The sequence below is a fragment of the Pseudoalteromonas sp. T1lg24 genome (assembly GCF_002964745.1).
In the GTDB taxonomy this organism is placed as follows: Bacteria; Pseudomonadota; Gammaproteobacteria; order Enterobacterales; family Alteromonadaceae; genus Pseudoalteromonas; species Pseudoalteromonas spongiae.
This window is the reverse complement of the sequence record NZ_PQCB01000006.1, coordinates 666,576-685,177: the sequence shown is the minus strand read 5'-3', so window position 1 is coordinate 685,177 and position 18,602 is coordinate 666,576. Positions and strand designations below refer to the sequence as shown.

Here is an 18,602-nt window from a genome sequence, read left to right as displayed (position 1 = left end):
AACGACAATCTATGAGTTTACTATGTTTAAGTTAAGCCGTTTAATTATAGTAAGAAAAGTCATAAGTAATAACGATATAAAAAGGATGCCTGATGATTTTTCAGAAAGAGTTGGTGCCGTTTCTAGGTGCCATTTTGTCACATCTAACGGGTAAGCATCGTTTACATCTAATACACCGTCATTGTCATCATCCGTATCAGCATTATTACCAATACCATCGTTGTCGGTATCGGTATGTTCTAATGTATCTAGTGGGAAAGCATCATTATCATCGGTAACACCGTCGTTATCATCATCAGTATCAGCATTATTACCAATGCCATCATTATCGCTGTCTTGGTGCTCGGAGCTATCTAAAGGGAAAGCATCACGAATATCAATAAAGCGATCATTATCATCATCAAGGTCTTCTCTATTTGTTAGGCCGTCAGCGTCATTGTCATCGGCTTCCGATAGTTTAAATACTTGTAACGATGATGAATCATCAATGCCAAATAGAGTATCTTCAGCACTCACAATATCCAATACAGATGTAGTAAAGGTAATTTCTTTTACTTTTTCAAATCCACTATTGGTCTTTTTATGAATTGAAAATCCTCTGTATCCAGAAGTGATTATGTAATCTTTCCATGTTGTTGTACTGTGGGCAGATGTACTTTGTTCGTTAAACGTTTTGCCTGATAAATAGCCTTCATATTTAAAGTTATCCGTTAGCGAGAAAATTAAAACATTGCCATGCCCATTATCAGTTAGCAGTAACTTGTTGTCATAAATATCAATATCATTAAGAACGAAAAAGTCGTTAGTTGCTGCGTGATAGTCAGACAGGTCTAATTCTGTATACGCTTGCCAGCGGTCTGAACCTCTAGTTAATACAAAAACGGTTCCTCGACGAGAAGCTGCAACTAAATATTCCCCGCTAAATGCAAGTAATGTAATTTGCTCACTAGGCAGGAAAATAAGCTTGCTAGCTGAATAAGTTGTTTCTTTACTTAAATCAAATTGTGAAAGTTCGAAAAAAGTCACTCGACTTCGCCAGTCAACAACCACAAGAAAATCATCTGTAATTAAGCATGTATTATGATTTTGATGTCCGAATTGTACAGCGTCAGTAAAGAAAAAGGGGTAGCTTGCGGAATTCGAAAGGTTATTGATGCTTGTAACATTAATACTTTGATTTTCAACTGAATAGTAGTGCTTGTCATCCTTTGCAATACAGCTATTTGATTGATATAGCTGTGTTAGACCTTCAAGAGCATCTTTTTGTGACTCATTCAAATTTGTGAGTTCGCTTAAATTAACAACAACCGAATTGTTTTCGGATGGTGATACCTTATTCAAAAACATATGGTTTCCGGTAACGTTAATATTTCTAAATGTGACACTCGGAAAATCAATGGTTTCAATTGGGCCCGTTTCGAGTGAGTCTGGTGTGTAGACGCTAAAACCCTGTTTCATTTCAGCTGCGTAAATTCGGTTATCATCAAATGATATGTTGCTAAATTTACTTTCAGGTGTTTTGTAAGCGGCAGTCGATAGTGGAGAGTGAATATCGCTAAAATCAATGTGAATTAGTGCGTTGTAATAAACCGCAAGAAAGTTACACTTGTATAAGTGATTGAAACTAATAAAGTCATTTTGATTAGGGCTATTGAATTGAGGGTTGTCATTGCGTAACAGCTTAGGGGTATTTGCCTTTAAATCAATATAAAAATAGCCTGATTGGTTATGATTTTTTATTCTTGATGCCAAAACTAAGTTTTCTGTAGCAGTAATTTTGTGAGCTTGCTCATCGTTATTTAGCGAAAATAACTGCTTTTGCGAAACTTGGTTATCTATAAAGGTGAGCTCAACAAGGGTATTATCAGCGGCAAGCCATACATTGTTGTTAACAACGGCTAAGTTAGAAACAAAACCGTATTCAATAGGAATTTTCCAATCGAGCACTGCTGAAATGTTGAGGGTGTTTGGAACTATCGAAAAATGTAGAGTTTATCAATTAAGGTGCCACGCATTGATAGCAAATAGATATGACTTTGTGTAATGCGAAAGTCAGCGACAGATATTGGTGAGTTAGCGTTGTCAGAAATCAGAGTGCTTAGGTCAAATTGCTCAGTTTTTAATTGATTATTACCATCGTAAGATAAGGTGTGAAAGATTCCATTTCGCGTGATTAAACCCACTTTATCATCAGTGAATTTTTGTAATTTTGCAGCCTCATAGTAGTCAAAAAGTCCAGGTATTTGTTCTTTGACTTGCCATTGGTTGTTATTTCTATGGACAAGAAAAAGAGAAGATGTAGCGATGTTATGAGCAATCACTAAATTGTTTTTTAGCGCAATTACGTCATCAAAACCAGCGATACTTTTAGCAATAGAACCATCATCAATAATTGAAGCTGTGTGCTCAATATTGATAGATGAGTTTGCAAAGGTATTTAGGCAATAGAAAAGAAGTATCAATAATCAGGCTTTCATAAACCATCCTTGATTTAGTGTAATATTTAAGTCGTTTTTATTCTTCCATAAAAATTTTTTTAAACAAATCCAATATCACTTGCTAGCACTGTTTTATTCGCTACGAAGAATCGTGTAAACTCTCCTCATTATTTTTACAGGATTAGTTATAGTGGAATTCAAAACAATATCGGTAGTTGGCTTAGGTTATATTGGTTTGCCAACTGCAGCAGTAATTGCTTCGCGTGGTTTAAAAGTTATCGGTTTAGATGTGAGTGAGCATGCTGTTAAAACAATTAACGAAGGTAATGTTCATATTGTAGAGCCTGACTTAGATATTGTTGTACGTTCTGTTGTAAATAGCGGTAATTTAAAAGCCACTTTAACCGCCGAAAAAGCGGATGCATTTATGGTGGCAGTACCAACGCCTTTTAAAGATGATTATAAAGCGGATCTTTCGTATATTGAATCAGCGGCTAAAACTATTGCGCCAGTATTAGAAAAGGGTAACCTCGTTATTCTTGAATCAACCTCGCCAGTTGGTGCGACTGAAGAAATGGCTAAATGGTTAGCTGAAGCGCGTCCTGATTTGTCTTTCCCGCAGCAAAACGCAAGTAACCCTGATATTAATATTGCCCATTGCCCTGAGCGTGTTTTACCAGGTCATGTACTTCGCGAGCTCGTTGAGAATGATCGTGTAATTGGTGGTATGTCGCCTGCGTGTTCTGAAAAAGCGGTTGCTCTTTATAAGACGTTTGTTAAAGGTGAGTGTTTAATCACTAATGCTCGCACCGCAGAAATGGCAAAGCTAACTGAAAATTCATTCCGTGATGTCAATATTGCATTTGCAAACGAGCTTTCGCTTATTTGTGACAAGTTAGATATTAATGTGTGGGAGCTAATCAAGCTTGCTAATCGTCATCCGCGTGTAAATATTTTGAATCCAGGCCCAGGTGTGGGCGGCCACTGCATTGCAGTAGACCCTTGGTTTATTGTGAGCTCTGCGCCAGATGAAGCAAAGCTTATCAAGCAGGCGCGTTTAGTAAACGATGCTAAACCTGAATACGTTTTTAACCAAATTACTAAAGAAGCAGATGAATTTAAACGCCCAGTAGTAGCGTGTTTTGGCTTGGCGTTTAAAGCTGATATTGATGATTTACGTGAAAGCCCTGCACTTGATATTGCTGTAAAGTTAGCAAAGCAAGAAGGTCTTGAGGTTCTTGTAGTAGAGCCAAATATTGACGCTTTACCTAATGTATTTGAAGGTACTAATGCAAAGCTCGTTTCAGTAGAGCAAGCATTTGAAGAGGCAAAGGTAATGGCTATCTTAGTTGATCACTCAGAGTTTAAAAATGTAGATTCTGAAAAATGGGCCGCGAAAGTGGTTATTGATAGTCGTGGTATTGTTTAAGTAATTATTATGAAAGTATTAACCGTATTTGGTACGCGCCCTGAAGCGATAAAAATGGCGCCATTAGTTAAAGCACTTGAAAACGAAACAAAAATTGAAAGCAAAGTGTGTGTAACAGCGCAACACCGTGAAATGCTTGATCAAGTACTTGAGCTTTTTAAAATAACGCCGGATTATGACTTGAATATTATGAAGCCGGGGCAAGACCTTACTGATATCACCAGTAAGATTTTACTTGGTTTAAAACCTGTTATTGCTGAATTTAAGCCGGACTGGATATTAGTTCATGGTGATACAACAACAACGCTAGCAACATCGTTAGCTGCGTTTTATCAACAAACAAAAGTCGGTCATGTGGAAGCTGGTTTGCGCACAGGTAATTTGTATAGCCCTTGGCCTGAAGAGGCAAACCGCACAATTACAGGGGTTATTGCAGAAAAACACTTTGCACCAACACAAGGGTCCGCAAATAACTTACTGCGTGAACATGTTAAACCTGAAAATATAGTGGTTACAGGTAACACAGTAATTGATGCATTATTACAAATTAAAAATGATGTGCTTACAAACGAGGATATCAAAGCTGAGTTTGATACCAAATTCTCAGATTTTAACGCTAAACCTTATGTGTTAATCACTGGTCATCGCCGTGAAAGTTTCGGTGGTGGTTTTGAGCGCATTTGCCAAGCGATAGCAACGCTTGCGGATAAATATCCTGAGCATAACTTTGTATATCCAGTGCATTTAAACCCGAATGTACAAGAGCCGGTAAATCGTCTTTTAGCAGAACATACAAATGTTATGTTGATTGAACCGCAAGAATATTTACCGTTTGTTTATCTTATGGATAACGCACATATTATTCTAACTGACTCAGGCGGCATTCAAGAAGAAGCGCCATCGCTAGGCAAACCAGTTTTAGTAATGCGTGAAACCACTGAACGCCCTGAAGCGGTTGAAGCAGGCACTGTTAAGTTGGTTGGTACAGATGTCGAGTTAATCGTTAATTCAGTTTCTGAATTAATTGATTCTAAAGATGCATACAACCAAATGAGCTTTGCCCATAACCCGTATGGCGATGGAAAAGGCTGTGAACGAATTATAACTGCGTTATTAAAGTAATTATCCAAAGGCTTTTCAAATTGATGGGAAGCCTTTTGTTTATCTAATTACTTCTAGCTATTATTATACAGCCTTATTTCGTAACTAAATTAGTCCAAAAGGAAGCTTGTGACGTTATTGCAAAATAAAAAACTATTAGCTCTATTCTTAATCTCATTTCTAACTGTCGTTTTATACGGCAATACCCTTGATGTACCATTTTACTTTGATGATGAAACATCGATTGTTGAAAGTAGCGTCATTCATACAGGCGCGCTAAGCGATATTTATCAAGCTTACACACTACGTTTTGTGGGATATTGGACGTTTGCTTTAAATTATCAATATGGTGGGGGAGATGTTACAAGTTTTCATATTACAAATATCGTCATCCACTTTATAAATGGTTTATTAGTCTATTGGATTTGCGCATTATTATTTAAGTTCCGCCCTGAAAGAGGAGGTGTGCTTGATATCTCGGAAAAATGGCTACCGTTGCTAGCTGCTCTTGTCTTTATTTCTCACCCCTTACATACCCAAGCAGTTACTTATATCGTACAACGCTCGGCATCGCTTACCGCGTTATTTTATCTTATTTCAGTTGTCGCATATGTTCACTGTAGAATTGTAAAATCTAAAGTTAGATTGGTAGTGTGGTTTTGTACTTTAGTTATTTCGGCTTTGTTGGCAATATTTACGAAACAAAATGCATTTACATTACCAATAGTGCTGTTTTTAACTGAGGTAGTTCTTTTTAGAAAATTGTCGAACAATCAAATTTTTTCAATATTGTTAGCGCCATTTCTTATCCTTGTTGGTACCTATTTACTCACTCCTGAAACTTTGAGTGTGTTAGATGACTTAACAACTGAGACAAAATCGTACTCTCGTATAGAGTATTTTTTCGCGCAAGCAAATGTTTTATGGATTTATATTGCTAAATTTTTCTACCCAGTACCACTCAGGCTAGAGTACTTGTACGATCAGCATTCATTTAGCAATACGCAATCTTATATCGCATTATTGGCACATTTAATAGTTATTAGTAGCGCATTGCTATTTTCGAAACGCTATTCTTTGATATGTTTTGGAGTACTCTTTTATTATTCTGCGATGCTTGTTGAATCTAGCATAATACCTATACAGGATATGGCAGTGGAGCATAGAACTTATTTACCTAATGTTGGCTTGATTATAGCTCTGATGGGGCTTAGCTCTTTACTGTTAGAGCGCTGTAGCTCTGACAAGCGTAAAATTTACCTGTTTTTTGTTTGCTCGGTGTTTGTTGTCGGTGCTTTTTCATTACTTACATACCAGCGTAATGAGCAGTGGAGAGACCCGATTACGTTTTATAAGCATGAATTAAAATATGGTCCTGATAACCCAAGAGTTTTAAATAATTTAGCTGATGCTTATTTTGAGATTGAAGAAATTGATAAAGCGCTTCCGCTTTTAAAGCACAGTTTATCAATTGATGCCGAAAATCTAACTAATACGCAAGCCGTAAATATGTTAGCCATGTTGATTGGTTATAAAAAATATGAAGAGGCAGAAGAGTTAGGAGAGTCACTGATCAGTAAAATAAAACGTCCGTTTTTAAAACGTGGTGTTTTAGTTAATTTAGGTATTATGCATCTAGAGCAGAACCAGCTTGAAAAGTCTGAAGTGGCGTTTAAAAGAGCGTTGAATTTTAAGCCAATTACTGCAAAGGTTATGCTTGGTCTAGCGGTTTCTTTGGCCAAGCAAGGTAAGTTTGATGAAGCTGAGTTTTATACGACTCAGGTAATAAAAGTTGAACCGAATAACGCAGGGGCAAAAAAACTCTTTAATCAAATACGACAAGCACGGCAAGATGAATAGGAAAAAGGGTTACTGAAAACTCAATAACCCTTAAAACTTTATAAGTTCTGAATGGCCGATAACGTAGCTTTTACAAGCTGTTCTGCTTTGATTTGGCTATTACTTTCAGCATAGCATCGTAATTCAGGCGCGTTACCAGATGGACGAAGGTGCACAACCTCGCCATCTGTGAACGTCATTCTAAAGCCGTCTGTGTCATTCACTTTTGCAAGTTTAAAAGGCAAATCTAACTTTAGTAACCAAGCTTCAGGCTCTTTATTAATGTTAGCAATTAGTGATAGGCTTTTATCTCGTGCAAAGTCTTTAATTCGATCACTCGCTGTATATCGTTGTGGTAATAACTTAACTTGTTCAGAAAGTGCTTGCTGATTTAACTGGCTTAATAAGGTAATCGCGGGCAATATCGCATCTCGTGTAGGCAATGGTTGAATTGTTTTGCCATTTAGCTTTATTTTGCTGGCTAATAAATATCCGCCATTTGCTTCAAAGCCTGCAACAGAGTTAAATGTACGAAGTAAACTGTCGAATCCTGAAATAACGTATGGTGATCCAATCTTTGTACGTTCAATGTGTTTAAAAAGGTTGCTCTTTTCGATTGCGGTATTACAGCTCACCGGAGTAGATAATGCTTCGATGCCTAAAATTTTTGAACATAATAAACCTAATATATCGCCTCGCAACCACTCGCCAAATTCATCAGAAAGAAGAGGCCTATCGCCATCGCCATCGGTGGAAAATAGCGCATCTAATTTGTATTCTTTCACCCAAGCACGCGCTTTTTCTTTATCTTCTTCAGACACAGCTTCGGTATCGATCGGTACAAATTCGTCACTTCGCCCTAGTGAAATAACTTCGGCACCCAGAGCTTCAAGAATAAGGTTGTAAATATCACGGCCAGCACTCGAATGTTCATAAATGCCAATGCGTTTGCCTTTAAGGCTATCTGATGAAAACGCTTCTGTGTTTCTAAGTATGTAAGCGTCTTTAGCGGCTGGTAATACTGTTAGGTCAGGTAGTGAGGTAATGGGAGATACTTTAGCTTGCGCTGTTAAAATTGCGGCTTCGTCTGCTTTGGAAATTTCACCTTGGGCCTTGTAAAACTTAAGACCATTACGATCAAATGGAATATGGCTACCGGTAACCATTATACACGGTATGTTTTGCTGCATTGCATAATACGCTAGTGCGGGTGTCGGAATTACGCCGTAAAATTTGGTTTCGATGTTAATTTGAGCAAGTCCAGCGCTAATTGCTTGTGCCATCTGGTAACTACTAGGGCGATTGTCAATAGCTAATGCCATTGTAGTGAGGACATCTTGTTCACGTATTACGTTAGCGAACGCAATTGCAAATGCGGCACATACCTCAGGAGTGAAGTCAGTTACTAAGCCTCGAGCACCTGAAGTGCCAAAACTAATGTTAGAACTATCGATAATATGAGAACTTTCTTTCATTAAAATTTATCCTGTAAATTTACTTCGCTCACTCGGCTGAATATTACTTTGGGCAATTGAACCTATTAAGACTTAAATTTTTCATTTTGTAATTCTTCGTTTAATTACTAAATGTTTGCATTAGCTGTAAGAGTCTCTTAAATAATCCATCAAGAATAAAGAACAATCCGCTTTGACTGATATGCAACTGATTAATAAATTCTAAGTGTATCAGCTTGCAGTTATCAAGCGTTAGGCGTTGAGTTTAAAATTTATCAAATTTTCTCAAGCAATTAACAGAATCGTAATTAAGCTCTAATTTTCTATTATTAGTCTTTTAATCAACAGCAATTAGAAGTGTTAAGTAGATAACATTGTATTTTACATTCAACCGCTAACTTTGTTTGGAGTACTAATTCAGGCTCGTGGTTATTTTTACGCCCGTATTGGAAATTAAATATTAGCAATTAGTCACGCGAGCTGAATTAGTATTCCAATTCACTTAATTTGTAATTGTAGTTTGAGGGCTGTTTGTTACAATTGGGGTCCAATGGAGTGAACTATACAAAAATGATGTCCAATATATTTCCAACTATTTTATCTGGTGGTTCAGGAACCAGACTCTGGCCTCTTTCAAGAAAGCACTATCCAAAACAATTTTTAAGGTTGACTAGTAGCTATACAATGCTGCAAGAAACAGCCCTTCGCTTGACTGGTTTTAATAAGCCAATAGCAGTTTGTAACGAGTCGCACCGATTCATATTAGCAGAACAATTACACGAAATCGGACAAAATCCAACCTCTATTATTTTGGAGCCAGTAGCGAGAAATACGGCTCCTGCGATTGCGCTTTCGGCATTTAAAGCGTTAGAACAAACTCGTGATGCTATTTTAGTTGTACTGGCTGCAGATCATGTAATTGAAGATAAAGATGCATTCCAAAATTCCGTAGAGCGCGCAGCTGAATATGCTGAACAAGGTAAAATAGTCACTTTCGGCATCGTTCCAAACGCACCAGAAACTGGGTTCGGTTATATCCAAGCGGAAAAAGGTGAGTCGAGTGCACTAAAGATCAAGCGATTTGTAGAAAAGCCTAATAAATCTAAAGCCCAAGAGTATTTAGACAGTGGTGACTTTTTCTGGAATAGTGGCATGTTTGTTATGAAAGCCAGTATTTACCTCGAAGAACTAAAAAAGTTCAACTCGAGAATGTATGACTCAGCGTTAAAAGCATATTCAAATGCTACGTCTGATTTGGACTTTGTGCGAGTGGCTAAGCAAGATTTTGAGCTCTGTCCTGATGATTCAATTGATTATGCCGTAATGGAGCACACACAATTAGGGGTTGTATTACCTATTTCAGTTGGTTGGAATGACGTTGGTTCTTTTTCATCTCTTTGGGAAGTTTTACCCAAAGACGAAAACAACAATGTAAAACTTGGTGATATTCAAAGTATCGATTCAAACAATTGTTTAGTTCAATCTGAAAACCAGTTCGTAGCCACCATCGGTGTTGATGATCTAATCGTTATCGGAACGAAAGACTCTATATTGGTTGCGAATAAAGACCGCGTTCAAGATGTAAAGCAAGTTGTTGAACATTTAAAGGGAAAAAATAGAAAGGAACACTTACTTCATAGGGAGGTACATCGACCTTGGGGTAAATATGACTCTGTTGATACGGGTAATCGCTATCAAGTAAAGCGAATTACAGTTAAACCTGGAGCTTCATTATCAAAACAGATGCATCATCATCGTGCTGAGCATTGGATTGTTGTATCTGGTACTGCAATAGTTGAAATTAATGACAAGCAGACTCTATTGTCTGAAAACCAGTCTATTTATATCCCCTTGGGAGCAACACATCGTTTGACCAACCCAGGTAAGCTTAAACTTGAACTGATTGAAGTGCAAAGTGGAAGCTATTTAGGAGAAGATGACATAGTCCGTTTTGAAGATAATTATAAAAGGGGATAAAGGTTATGGTTAGAGGGTGTCAGAAATAATGCAATGGCTAGATGAGGTTAGAGGTGGATACGCATTATTTAAACGTGACCTAGCGACACAAAATAAAGTTTCTAAGTTAAACCTTTTATTGGAATGGATGGAATCTATTATGCTTGCAATAATATTTTTCGTTTTATATAGCTTTAAAGGGATTCTTGTAGAACAAGCCGAATTCAGTTATGGCTTTTTCATTATAAGTGGCATATTGGTATGGCATTTGATAATAGATGCTATAAATACGCCAGCGTCTGAATTTAATAAGCTAAGAAACCTTCTGAGCCATGTAAACATCAGCCCTTTTTCATTCATTATTTTTATAGTACTAAAGTTAAATTTTCACGCATTATTTAGGGTTGCTGTAATCATTATATATGCGTTATTTGTAGAAGATATCAGTTTAGTAAGCTCAATCATATTTTTTGTGTTTTGTTTAGCTTTATGTCTTTTTTTTGGTGGGTTGGGTTTATTTGTTTTACCGTTTAACGTAATTAACAGGGATGTTTCCAAGGTTATAAATTTATGTTTAAAACCTCTAATGTTTGTTAGTGGTGTGTTATTTCCGATTAGCTCAGCATCTAGTTCGTATTTTAGTGAGATAATCGTTACTTACAATCCTTTTTATATTGTTGTAAATACTTCGAGAAATATCCTGCTTAATTTTAATATCGACCTACAATCGCTATCCATTATATTTTTGATTCTATCTATTTTTACGGGTGTTGCTGTTTATGCATTCACCAAGACGCAGAGCTTTCTAGTAGAAAAATTATGAATTCAGATGTAATTATAAAAATTGACGGTGTTTTTAAAAAGTATACTCGAGATATCTTTTCTTCTAGATGGCAGTCATTGAGAGAATACTTAAAAGTACTATTTGGGATGAATCGATATTCTTGTATCACAGCTAATGAATTTTGGGCTTTAAAATCAATTGATTTGCAGATAAGGAGGGGGGAGTCTGTAGCTCTTATCGGAAAGAATGGGTGTGGTAAATCTACTCTTCTCAAGATAATCGCAGGAATACTATCAGCGGAAAAAGGTCGGGTCTTTGTTGACGGAAAAATACAGGCTTTGATTAATTTAGGTGCTGGCTTTGAACGAAATTTAACTGGTCGAGAAAATATAATTAATGCATGTAGCTTATTTGGCGTAAGTGACGCTAAAGGTGTTGTTCAAGAAATAATAGAGTTTTCAGAGCTAGGAGAATTTATAGATAACCCAATATCAGGATACAGCTCTGGTATGTATGCTAGATTAGGGTTTTCTTTGGCAACTCATTTGGCTCCAGATATTTTGTTAATCGACGAAATTTTAGCTGTAGGCGACGTCGCATTTAAAAATAAATGCATGACAAAAATATTTGAACTTAAAAAGAGAGGTGTAACAATAATTTTGGTATCTCATAGCCATTCTCAAGTTGCACAGCTTTGTGAGAGAGCTATATGGATCAATGAGGGGGAAGTTATTAAGCAAGGTAATTGCAAAGATATTTTGTCGGATTACCTCAGCTTCATGGAAGAAAGAAACCCAAATAAAATCAATCGTATCAAAAATAAAAATATCAATAGTGAATCTCTTGAAAAAGCTGTTGCGGCTGGGTTGTATGGTCCGATTTACGATAATTCAGATAGCATTTCAAATATTGAAGTACAAATAAATGGAAGTTATGAGGACTTTAGTATCAACCTTCACGAAGAATTAGTAATAAACTATTCATTTTATCTTAACTCTCAAGTTAAAAATTTAAATGTATCAGTAAATATTTACACTCCAGATGGAGAATTGATAACGACAATATCAACTTTGAATGGGGATATATTGAAGCATAAAGAGTTAGGTGAGGTTAAGTGCACCCTTAAAATTCAAGGAATTAATTTAGCGCCGGGACGATATGTGTTGTTAATGCCAATTCATGAAGGGCATAGTTATTTATATAGGCATGTCATAGGGGAGTTTTGGGTTAAAACTCCAAAAGAATTAACTTGGGGGAAAATGAACTTTAAGTATCAATATAAGGTTCAAGAGTAATAATGAAATTTATTAAATATATCTACGGTGTATTTTTAGGCTGGCGAGTGAAGAGGAGCCTTAAGACAGTTATCAACTATTTAGATACACCTGTAGTGAGTGACTGTAATCCCAAGAAGAATGTTCAAAAGTTTATATCGACAGAGCTTTTAAAAAATGAACATCTACACGATGCTATTTTGAGTAATCCAAATTTGATGCTTTCAATCTTAGATATTGTTGATTTTAGCAATGTCCCTAGAGATTATCTTGAAGTTTTTGTACACCGAATTCTGCAAGACGATGTTTTGACGCTTAATTCAGTAATCAATAATAACCTCGATAGTTTTATTTCGATTGTAAAAGATAATGAAGCCGTTTTAGACTGTTTTTGGAATTCGTTATACTTAGAGTTTTTGAATGATGAGAATAAATGTAAGGCTATTCTAAAAGAAAAAAGAATATTCGAAAGCTTACTTCAAAGTGAAAGCTTATTGCTGCCCATATTAAAGAGTGAACGTATTAGGCAGTTGTTAATTACCAAGCCAGAGATACTTCAAGAGTGGTTAAGTTTTTCTGAGTATAAGGATGTTGCGGCTCATAATCCTGAGTTCTTGGAGCATTGGTGGCGCCATTTGGCTCCTAATGTCTTTTCGGACGAAAAATATAGAAAAGAAGTTCTACAGCACCCTAAGATTAAAGAGCACTTGTTAAAAAGTGAAAACTTATTAGCGGATATTTTCAATAATAACCTCGATAGTTTTATTTCGATTGTAAAAGATAATGAAGCCGTTTTAGACTGTTTTTGGAATTCGTTATACTTAGAGTTTTTGAATGATGAGAATAAATGTAAGGCTATTCTAAAAGAAAAAAGAATATTCGAAAGCTTACTTCAAAGTGAAAGCTTATTGCTGCCCATATTAAAGAATAAACGTATTAGGCAGTTGTTAATTACTAAGCCAGAAATACTGCAAGAGTGGCTAAGTTTTTCTGAGTATAGAGATGTTGCGGCTCATAACCCTGAGCTTTTGGAGCAGTGGTGGCGCCATTTGGCTCCTTATGTCTTTTCGAACGAAAGATATAGAAAGGAAATTTTACAACACACTAAAATTAAAGAGCATTTATTAACAAGTGAAAACTTACTAACAGAAGTATTTAAGTCTGAGTATGTCTCAAGGTTATTCATTAAGTACCCAGAATTGTTTTTTGGTAGAGTGAAAGACATTAAAGATGATTTGTTTTGGAATAAGTTTGTAACTTGTTTAGTTTTGGATAGCAATTCACCTACACGTAATGAGCATTTATACAAGTTAATGTCGGCCATTTCACCTTTGATTGAGCTTGTTGATGCTGGTTTGACCGTTACTAGGGACGGACTGCTAGCTCACTTAAATTCAATTAATAATGAAAAATCTACTTTAACCTTAGAAAACCTATTTAAAAGTGGTGAGATCTACTTTAACGATTACCTTTTAAAGTCTGAAGATACAAGGTCATTAGGTATATTAAGTAGAGAGATTTTTGTAAATGAGGAATACTTCATTGATTTTTCAAGCGAAGAAATTCCATATTTTATTGATTGCGGGGTTCATGTAGGGAGCTCACTAATCTATCTAAAATCACGTTTCCCAAAAGCAGAAATATTAGGTTTCGAACCTATTGACTATTTGCGAGAAAAGGCGATTGAAAACCTAAACAAGAATAATATCAAAGGTGTAGAAATACTGCCTTACGCATTATCAAATGAAAAATGTGAAACAAGCTTTTATTCTGTAGCGAGAGACTCAATGGCAGGCTCCTTAACAAAAAGAAGAGACGGCTTTGGTGATGAGTTGATAGAACAAAAGATCAAAACGACAATTTTAAGTGAGTATTTAAATCGACCGGTAGATTTTCTAAAGATGGATATCGAAGGTGCCGAGTGTGAGGTATTGAAAGAAGCGCAATTAGAGTTAAAGAATGTTCACAGAATATTTTGTGAATATCATCATGATGTTGAATTGGGGAATAAACCACTTATTGAAATTCTAACTTTGTTAGAATCGAACAATTTTAACGTTCATATTTCAAAGTCACTCGGATATAACCTTCTCACCAGGAAAAGACCCATGAAGTTTGTCAATACTTCTTATTCTCTAGTTATTTGGGCTGAAAACCGTGAATTTAAACGCTAAGGATGATTTTTGTGCATCGATTTACAAATAAGATAAAAAAAGAGTTACGCCAAAAGAAGGATTTGCAAAGCAAAGTCGATTTCCTTAAAAATTCTTATTCAGGAGAAGATTGTATAATTCTAACTTGTGGGCCATCTCTAGCTGACTACTGGAATGCTGAACTTGAAATGTACCTAAAGGATAAGCTAGTAATTTCTGTTAAACAAACGTTTAATTTGGCTCCGAGTATTGTCGATTTTCATATCTTAAATTCTTGGAATTATGAAAAGTATGAATATGGAAATTACTCACCAATTGTGATTTCAGAAAGAAATGAAAAAGATCCTGAAACAGCAGGTTTACATGCTGACCTATTATTTAATGTTCCATCACCAAGCGATTTTTGGAGTCGGTTAGCTACTACATATGAATTTGATAATTACACCTTTGACAAAATTTTAGACAGACCATGGGGTCCCGGTGTAATGCATGAGCTGGTGTTTTATCTTTGTGTTCACTTGGGTGTGAAGAATATTGTTGCCTTTGGATGGGACTTAGGTGTTAAAAACTCTAAGTCGATGCCCCATTTCTTTGATGTTAAGAAAGATCCAAGCAATCTAAAAAATAAACCAGGTATCATACCTGAAGAAGTAGATGATATTGCTAATTCTACTGCAGCTTTATATTACTGGCTAAGAGCTAAAGGGATTGGGTTGGCTATTGTGTCAGAGCAATCATTAGTAGCCGATTGTATTCCTAGATTGAATTTGAAAAAGAACGAAGAAGAACATGGAAAATAATAAAATCGTAATTGTTTGCTCTGATCCGGTTTACCCAGCCACGGGGGGGGCAGCGGCAAGACTACTTCAAATGGTAACTTATTTAAGAAATACGGGGTTTATTGTTGATTTAATTACAAAAGATCATGACTGTTACGATAGTGGGTTGTTTGAGGTCTTTGATAAAGTTTATATTTTTAATAAAAGAGGATTTTTTACCTCTATAAAGAATGTGTTCGATCGTTTTTTAAAAATATGTAAAGTAAATAATAAAAAAAGTACTGATATAGCTTTGAAAAAGAAACTGTATCAAAAGAAAGACAAAAGCTCATTTATAATACGAAAAATAGATCATGATTTTAATTATTATTGTGGCCAAGTTAACAAAGTTAATAATTACCATTCGGTAATATCTATTTACGCTTGGAATTCAAGTGCTCTTCGGTACTTTGAAAATGCTTTTAAGTTTATTGACACGATTGATATTCAGCACAAACGGACCGCATTAGCCAATGAAGCAGGCTACAATTTAAAATACAGAGAATGCACCATTGAAGAGGAAAGAGATGAGCTAAACTTGGCTGATGTTATTATTGCAATACAAAATGAAGAGCACAAACAAATATCAGAAATGTGCCCAGAGAAACCGGTTATTACAGTTCAGCACGCGTTACCTATAGTTGCTTCACAACAAAAGTCTTTTAATAAGTCAATTTTGTGTGTAGGAAATAGTTATGACCCTAATATTAAAGGTATTATAAACTTTATTACTAAGGTTCTTCCTAAAGTCAAAGAAGTTCATCATGACGCATACTTAACGGTGTGTGGAACGGTTTGTCGTGATTTACAAGGCTATGAAGATACACCAGGAGTGCGTTTACTCGGATTTGTCGATGACCTTTCCAAAGAATACGAAAATGCGGATATAGTTGTAAATCCTGTACCTTATGGAACAGGTTTAAAAATCAAGAGTGTCGAGGCGCTATGTTTTGGTAAGTGTTTAGTAGCCACACCAGCTGGAGTTTATGCTATCGATGGCGAACAGTCATATATTAAATCTGATATTGAGAGTATGGCTGATGAAATTATTAATTTGTTTAATGTCCCAAGTAGAATTGATGAGCTTTCGTTAAAAGCTTCTATTTTCGCTAAACAGAATTATGGTGTGGATGCGGTTTTTGGAAAATTGGCTCAAGAACTGACTCAAAAAAGTGAGTACGTTAAGAAAAAACTCGATTTAGAAAAGCGACAGATGAGTTTAAGTGATAATTTTAATTTAAAAGTTTTAGAGACATACTTCACTAAGTTTAGAGAAAAAGGATTTTGGTGTCAGTCTGACAATAATCTACTCATGTCAGGGAAGAATAAAGCTTGCTTATATTTATTGGATACAAATAAATTCGATTACGAGCATTTCTACAATATGGTTGAATATCCTGAAGGAAGGGCCTTAGCTTATGGGGAATACTCAAGCCCTAACATTTTGTGGGAGTTGCGTCTGAATGATGTATACAAAAACGTGTACCGGTTTGATATCCACTTATTTGAAACTCAAGATAATCCAAATAGTGGTCTAATCACTCTTCGAGAGCCCGGAACCCCTTTCGGATTTTGGTTCAAGAGAAGAGATAAAGATGGAAAGCTGACTATTACTGTAAGGGATTGTAAAGGCGTATCAAAAGGGATGTCTTGGAGTGATAACGTTTTTGATTCGTGGAAACATATTTCTTTTATTATCTCGGATAAATCGATCGTTATAAGCAGTTATGACAAGGAAGTATTAGAGTTGGATTTAACAGAACTGATAATGCCTAAAGACATAACTAGAGTTGAACTAGGGCATATACCTGGTGGCGATAATTACTTTAGCGGTATGGTTAGTCGCTTAGAAGTAACTAAAATTTAATCAAAAATGGCTAATATATAACAAGTTGGATTAAGTAATGCTTTTTAATTCGTATGAATTTATTTTGGTCTTTTTACCAATTGTATTTTTAGTTTACTTTTTTTTGAATAGGTATAGTAGAGTCTCAGGGAAAGTGCTTTTAGTATTAAGTTCTCTGTTTTTTTATGGCTGGTGGGAAGCTAAATATTTACTATTGATACTCTTTTCAGTAGCTGTTAATTACTTATTAGGTTTAAAAATATTTGATTGTGTGAACAGGGGAGTATCTAAAAATGGCAAGCTGTTACTTGTGTTGGGGGTACTTTTCAACTTATCTCTTCTTGGGTACTTTAAATATACTAACTTTTTTTTAGAAAACCTTTATTTGTTATTAGGTGTTGAATTTGAAAAACTAAGTATAATTTTGCCATTAGCAATTAGTTTTTTTACATTTCAGCAGATAGCATATTTATCTGATAATTATTTGGGCCTTACCCCAAGGTATAAACTTTTAGACTACTTGCTGTTTGTAACCTTTTTTCCACAATTAATTGCAGGCCCTATTGTTCATCACAAAGAAATGATGCCCCAATTTGTCAGTAATTCTTCTAAATATATAAAGTGGAATAACGTATGTCTTGGCTTAATGATTTTCTGCTTAGGGCTATTTAAGAAGGTAGTTATAGCTGATTATTTTGCTTTAACTGCTAATCAAGGTTTTGAAGTCGTTAGTTTAAATATTCTTGAAGCTTGGGCAACGTCACTTTCGTACACATTGCAATTATACTTTGATTTTTCGGGGTATTCTGATATGGCTATTGGGTTAGCTCTTTTATTTAATATTCGATTACCTATGAATTTTAATAGCCCATATAAAGCCGTTTCAATTCAAGATTTTTGGCGGCGCTGGCACATAACTTTATCTCGTTTTCTACGAGACTATATTTATATACCGCTAGGTGGGAATAAAGTTTGTGAGTTTAAAATTTATAGAAATTTGTGTCTTGTATTTTTAATAGGTGGAATTTGGCATGGTGCAGGCTGGACTTTTATCGTTTGGGGAGTACTTCACGGTTTAGCAACTTTAGTCCATAAAGTATGGACTAAGTTTAATCTTAACATGCCAGATTGGTTTGCTTGGGTTATTACTTTTAACTTTATTAATATCACTTGGGTATTTTTTAGAGCAGAAAATATAAACGATGCGGTTAAAGTTTTAAAAGGAATGTTTGGCTTTTCAGGGTTGAGTTTTAATCTTAATGGGTTTGATGGTAATTTTTTACTGAGTAAATTTGACGGGATGCTACAAATTACCCCCTTCTTACTGTTGCTTATCCTTGCTTCGATACTTTTTTGCATTACTACAAAAAATACTATGGAATTAATGGATGATGGTGATCTCCTAATAAAAAAACCAACTTTTGCAATATTGGCTGGTGGAGCACTATCTGTATCATTAGTTATGATGGTCAATGTTTCTGACTTTCTATATTTTAACTTTTAGGCAAGT

At 35.6% G+C, this 18,602-nt stretch carries 13 protein-coding genes; 10 read left to right on the top strand and 3 right to left on the bottom strand.

Annotated elements, in window-relative coordinates:
• Positions 1-9 precede the first annotated feature (9 nt).
• Together C2M30_RS06205 and C2M30_RS06200 are read right to left on the bottom strand one after the other, a co-directional pair.
• The gene (locus tag C2M30_RS06205) at positions 10-1,947 is read right to left on the bottom strand and encodes a hypothetical protein (protein WP_105171038.1); all 1,938 of its coding nucleotides are present in this window, start codon (positions 1,945-1,947) and stop codon (positions 10-12) included.
• Positions 1,948-1,973: 26 nt separating this feature from the next.
• Positions 1,974-2,462, bottom strand: a complete 489-nt coding sequence (locus C2M30_RS06200; RefSeq protein ID WP_105171037.1) for a hypothetical protein — start codon at positions 2,460-2,462, stop codon at positions 1,974-1,976.
• Positions 2,463-2,628: 166 nt separating this feature from the next.
• Here C2M30_RS06200 and wecC point away from each other — a divergent pair, with 166 nt between their 5' ends.
• The 3 genes from wecC (at position 2,629) to C2M30_RS06185 (ending at position 6,828) form a co-directional block, all read left to right on the top strand.
• Complete coding sequence (gene wecC / locus C2M30_RS06195) at positions 2,629-3,867, top strand: UDP-N-acetyl-D-mannosamine dehydrogenase (RefSeq protein ID WP_105171036.1); 1,239 nt, start codon at positions 2,629-2,631, stop codon at positions 3,865-3,867.
• Positions 3,868-3,876: 9 nt separating this feature from the next.
• Positions 3,877-4,989: a non-hydrolyzing UDP-N-acetylglucosamine 2-epimerase gene (gene wecB / locus C2M30_RS06190; protein WP_105171035.1), complete on the top strand. Its 1,113-nt coding sequence runs from the start codon at positions 3,877-3,879 to the stop codon at positions 4,987-4,989.
• Between the two features lie 108 nt (positions 4,990-5,097).
• Positions 5,098-6,828: a tetratricopeptide repeat protein gene (locus C2M30_RS06185; protein ID WP_105171034.1), complete on the top strand. Its 1,731-nt coding sequence runs from the start codon at positions 5,098-5,100 to the stop codon at positions 6,826-6,828.
• A 38-nt stretch (positions 6,829-6,866) separates the two neighbouring features.
• Here the strand turns inward: C2M30_RS06185 and C2M30_RS06180 are convergent, their stop codons facing one another.
• Positions 6,867-8,282, bottom strand: a complete 1,416-nt coding sequence (locus C2M30_RS06180; RefSeq protein ID WP_105171033.1) for a phosphomannomutase — start codon at positions 8,280-8,282, stop codon at positions 6,867-6,869.
• Between the two features lie 552 nt (positions 8,283-8,834).
• Here C2M30_RS06180 and C2M30_RS06175 point away from each other — a divergent pair.
• The 7 genes from C2M30_RS06175 to C2M30_RS06145 are packed head-to-tail and all read left to right on the top strand — an operon-like array spanning position 8,835 to position 18,596.
• Positions 8,835-10,238, top strand: a complete 1,404-nt coding sequence (locus tag C2M30_RS06175; protein WP_105171155.1) for a mannose-1-phosphate guanylyltransferase/mannose-6-phosphate isomerase — start codon at positions 8,835-8,837, stop codon at positions 10,236-10,238.
• 28 nt (positions 10,239-10,266) lie between these two features.
• Positions 10,267-11,040, top strand: coding sequence for an ABC transporter permease (locus C2M30_RS06170; RefSeq protein WP_105171032.1), 774 nt, complete (start codon positions 10,267-10,269; stop codon positions 11,038-11,040).
• Positions 11,037-12,296, top strand: coding sequence for an ABC transporter ATP-binding protein (locus C2M30_RS06165; RefSeq protein ID WP_105171031.1), 1,260 nt, complete (start codon positions 11,037-11,039; stop codon positions 12,294-12,296). The genes C2M30_RS06170 and C2M30_RS06165 overlap by 4 nt, the downstream gene beginning before the upstream one ends.
• Before the next feature lie 2 nt (positions 12,297-12,298).
• On the top strand, positions 12,299-14,449 hold the full coding sequence (locus tag C2M30_RS06160; protein WP_105171030.1) for an FkbM family methyltransferase: 2,151 nt from the start codon (positions 12,299-12,301) through the stop codon (positions 14,447-14,449).
• A gap of 11 nt (positions 14,450-14,460) precedes the next feature.
• Positions 14,461-15,228 carry a hypothetical protein gene (locus C2M30_RS06155; protein ID WP_158683334.1) on the top strand — a complete coding sequence of 256 codons (768 nt, stop codon included), beginning with the start codon at positions 14,461-14,463 and terminating at the stop codon, positions 15,226-15,228.
• Positions 15,218-17,113, top strand: coding sequence for a glycosyltransferase family 4 protein (locus C2M30_RS06150; RefSeq protein WP_105171028.1), 1,896 nt, complete (start codon positions 15,218-15,220; stop codon positions 17,111-17,113). The genes C2M30_RS06155 and C2M30_RS06150 overlap by 11 nt, the downstream gene beginning before the upstream one ends.
• A gap of 37 nt (positions 17,114-17,150) precedes the next feature.
• Entirely contained in the window at positions 17,151-18,596 is a 1,446-nt protein-coding gene (locus tag C2M30_RS06145) for an MBOAT family O-acyltransferase (protein ID WP_105171027.1), read from the top strand.
• The last annotated feature ends 6 nt before the right edge of the window (positions 18,597-18,602 follow it).

What these genes read in the sequence shown, in the direction of transcription:
- wecB (WP_105171035.1), top strand. Translation starts at nt 3,877, where the DNA reads ATGAAAGTATTAACCGTATTTGGTACGCGCCCTGAAGCGATAAAAATG.
- C2M30_RS06180 (WP_105171033.1), bottom strand. Translation starts at nt 8,282, where the DNA reads ATGAAAGAAAGTTCTCATATTATCGATAGTTCTAACATTAGTTTTGGC.
- C2M30_RS06175 (WP_105171155.1), top strand. Translation starts at nt 8,835, where the DNA reads ATGTCCAATATATTTCCAACTATTTTATCTGGTGGTTCAGGAACCAGA.
- C2M30_RS06170 (WP_105171032.1), top strand. Translation starts at nt 10,267, where the DNA reads ATGCAATGGCTAGATGAGGTTAGAGGTGGATACGCATTATTTAAACGT.
- C2M30_RS06165 (WP_105171031.1), top strand. Translation starts at nt 11,037, where the DNA reads ATGAATTCAGATGTAATTATAAAAATTGACGGTGTTTTTAAAAAGTAT.
- C2M30_RS06160 (WP_105171030.1), top strand. Translation starts at nt 12,299, where the DNA reads ATGAAATTTATTAAATATATCTACGGTGTATTTTTAGGCTGGCGAGTG.
- C2M30_RS06150 (WP_105171028.1), top strand. Translation starts at nt 15,218, where the DNA reads ATGGAAAATAATAAAATCGTAATTGTTTGCTCTGATCCGGTTTACCCA.
- C2M30_RS06145 (WP_105171027.1), top strand. Translation starts at nt 17,151, where the DNA reads ATGCTTTTTAATTCGTATGAATTTATTTTGGTCTTTTTACCAATTGTA.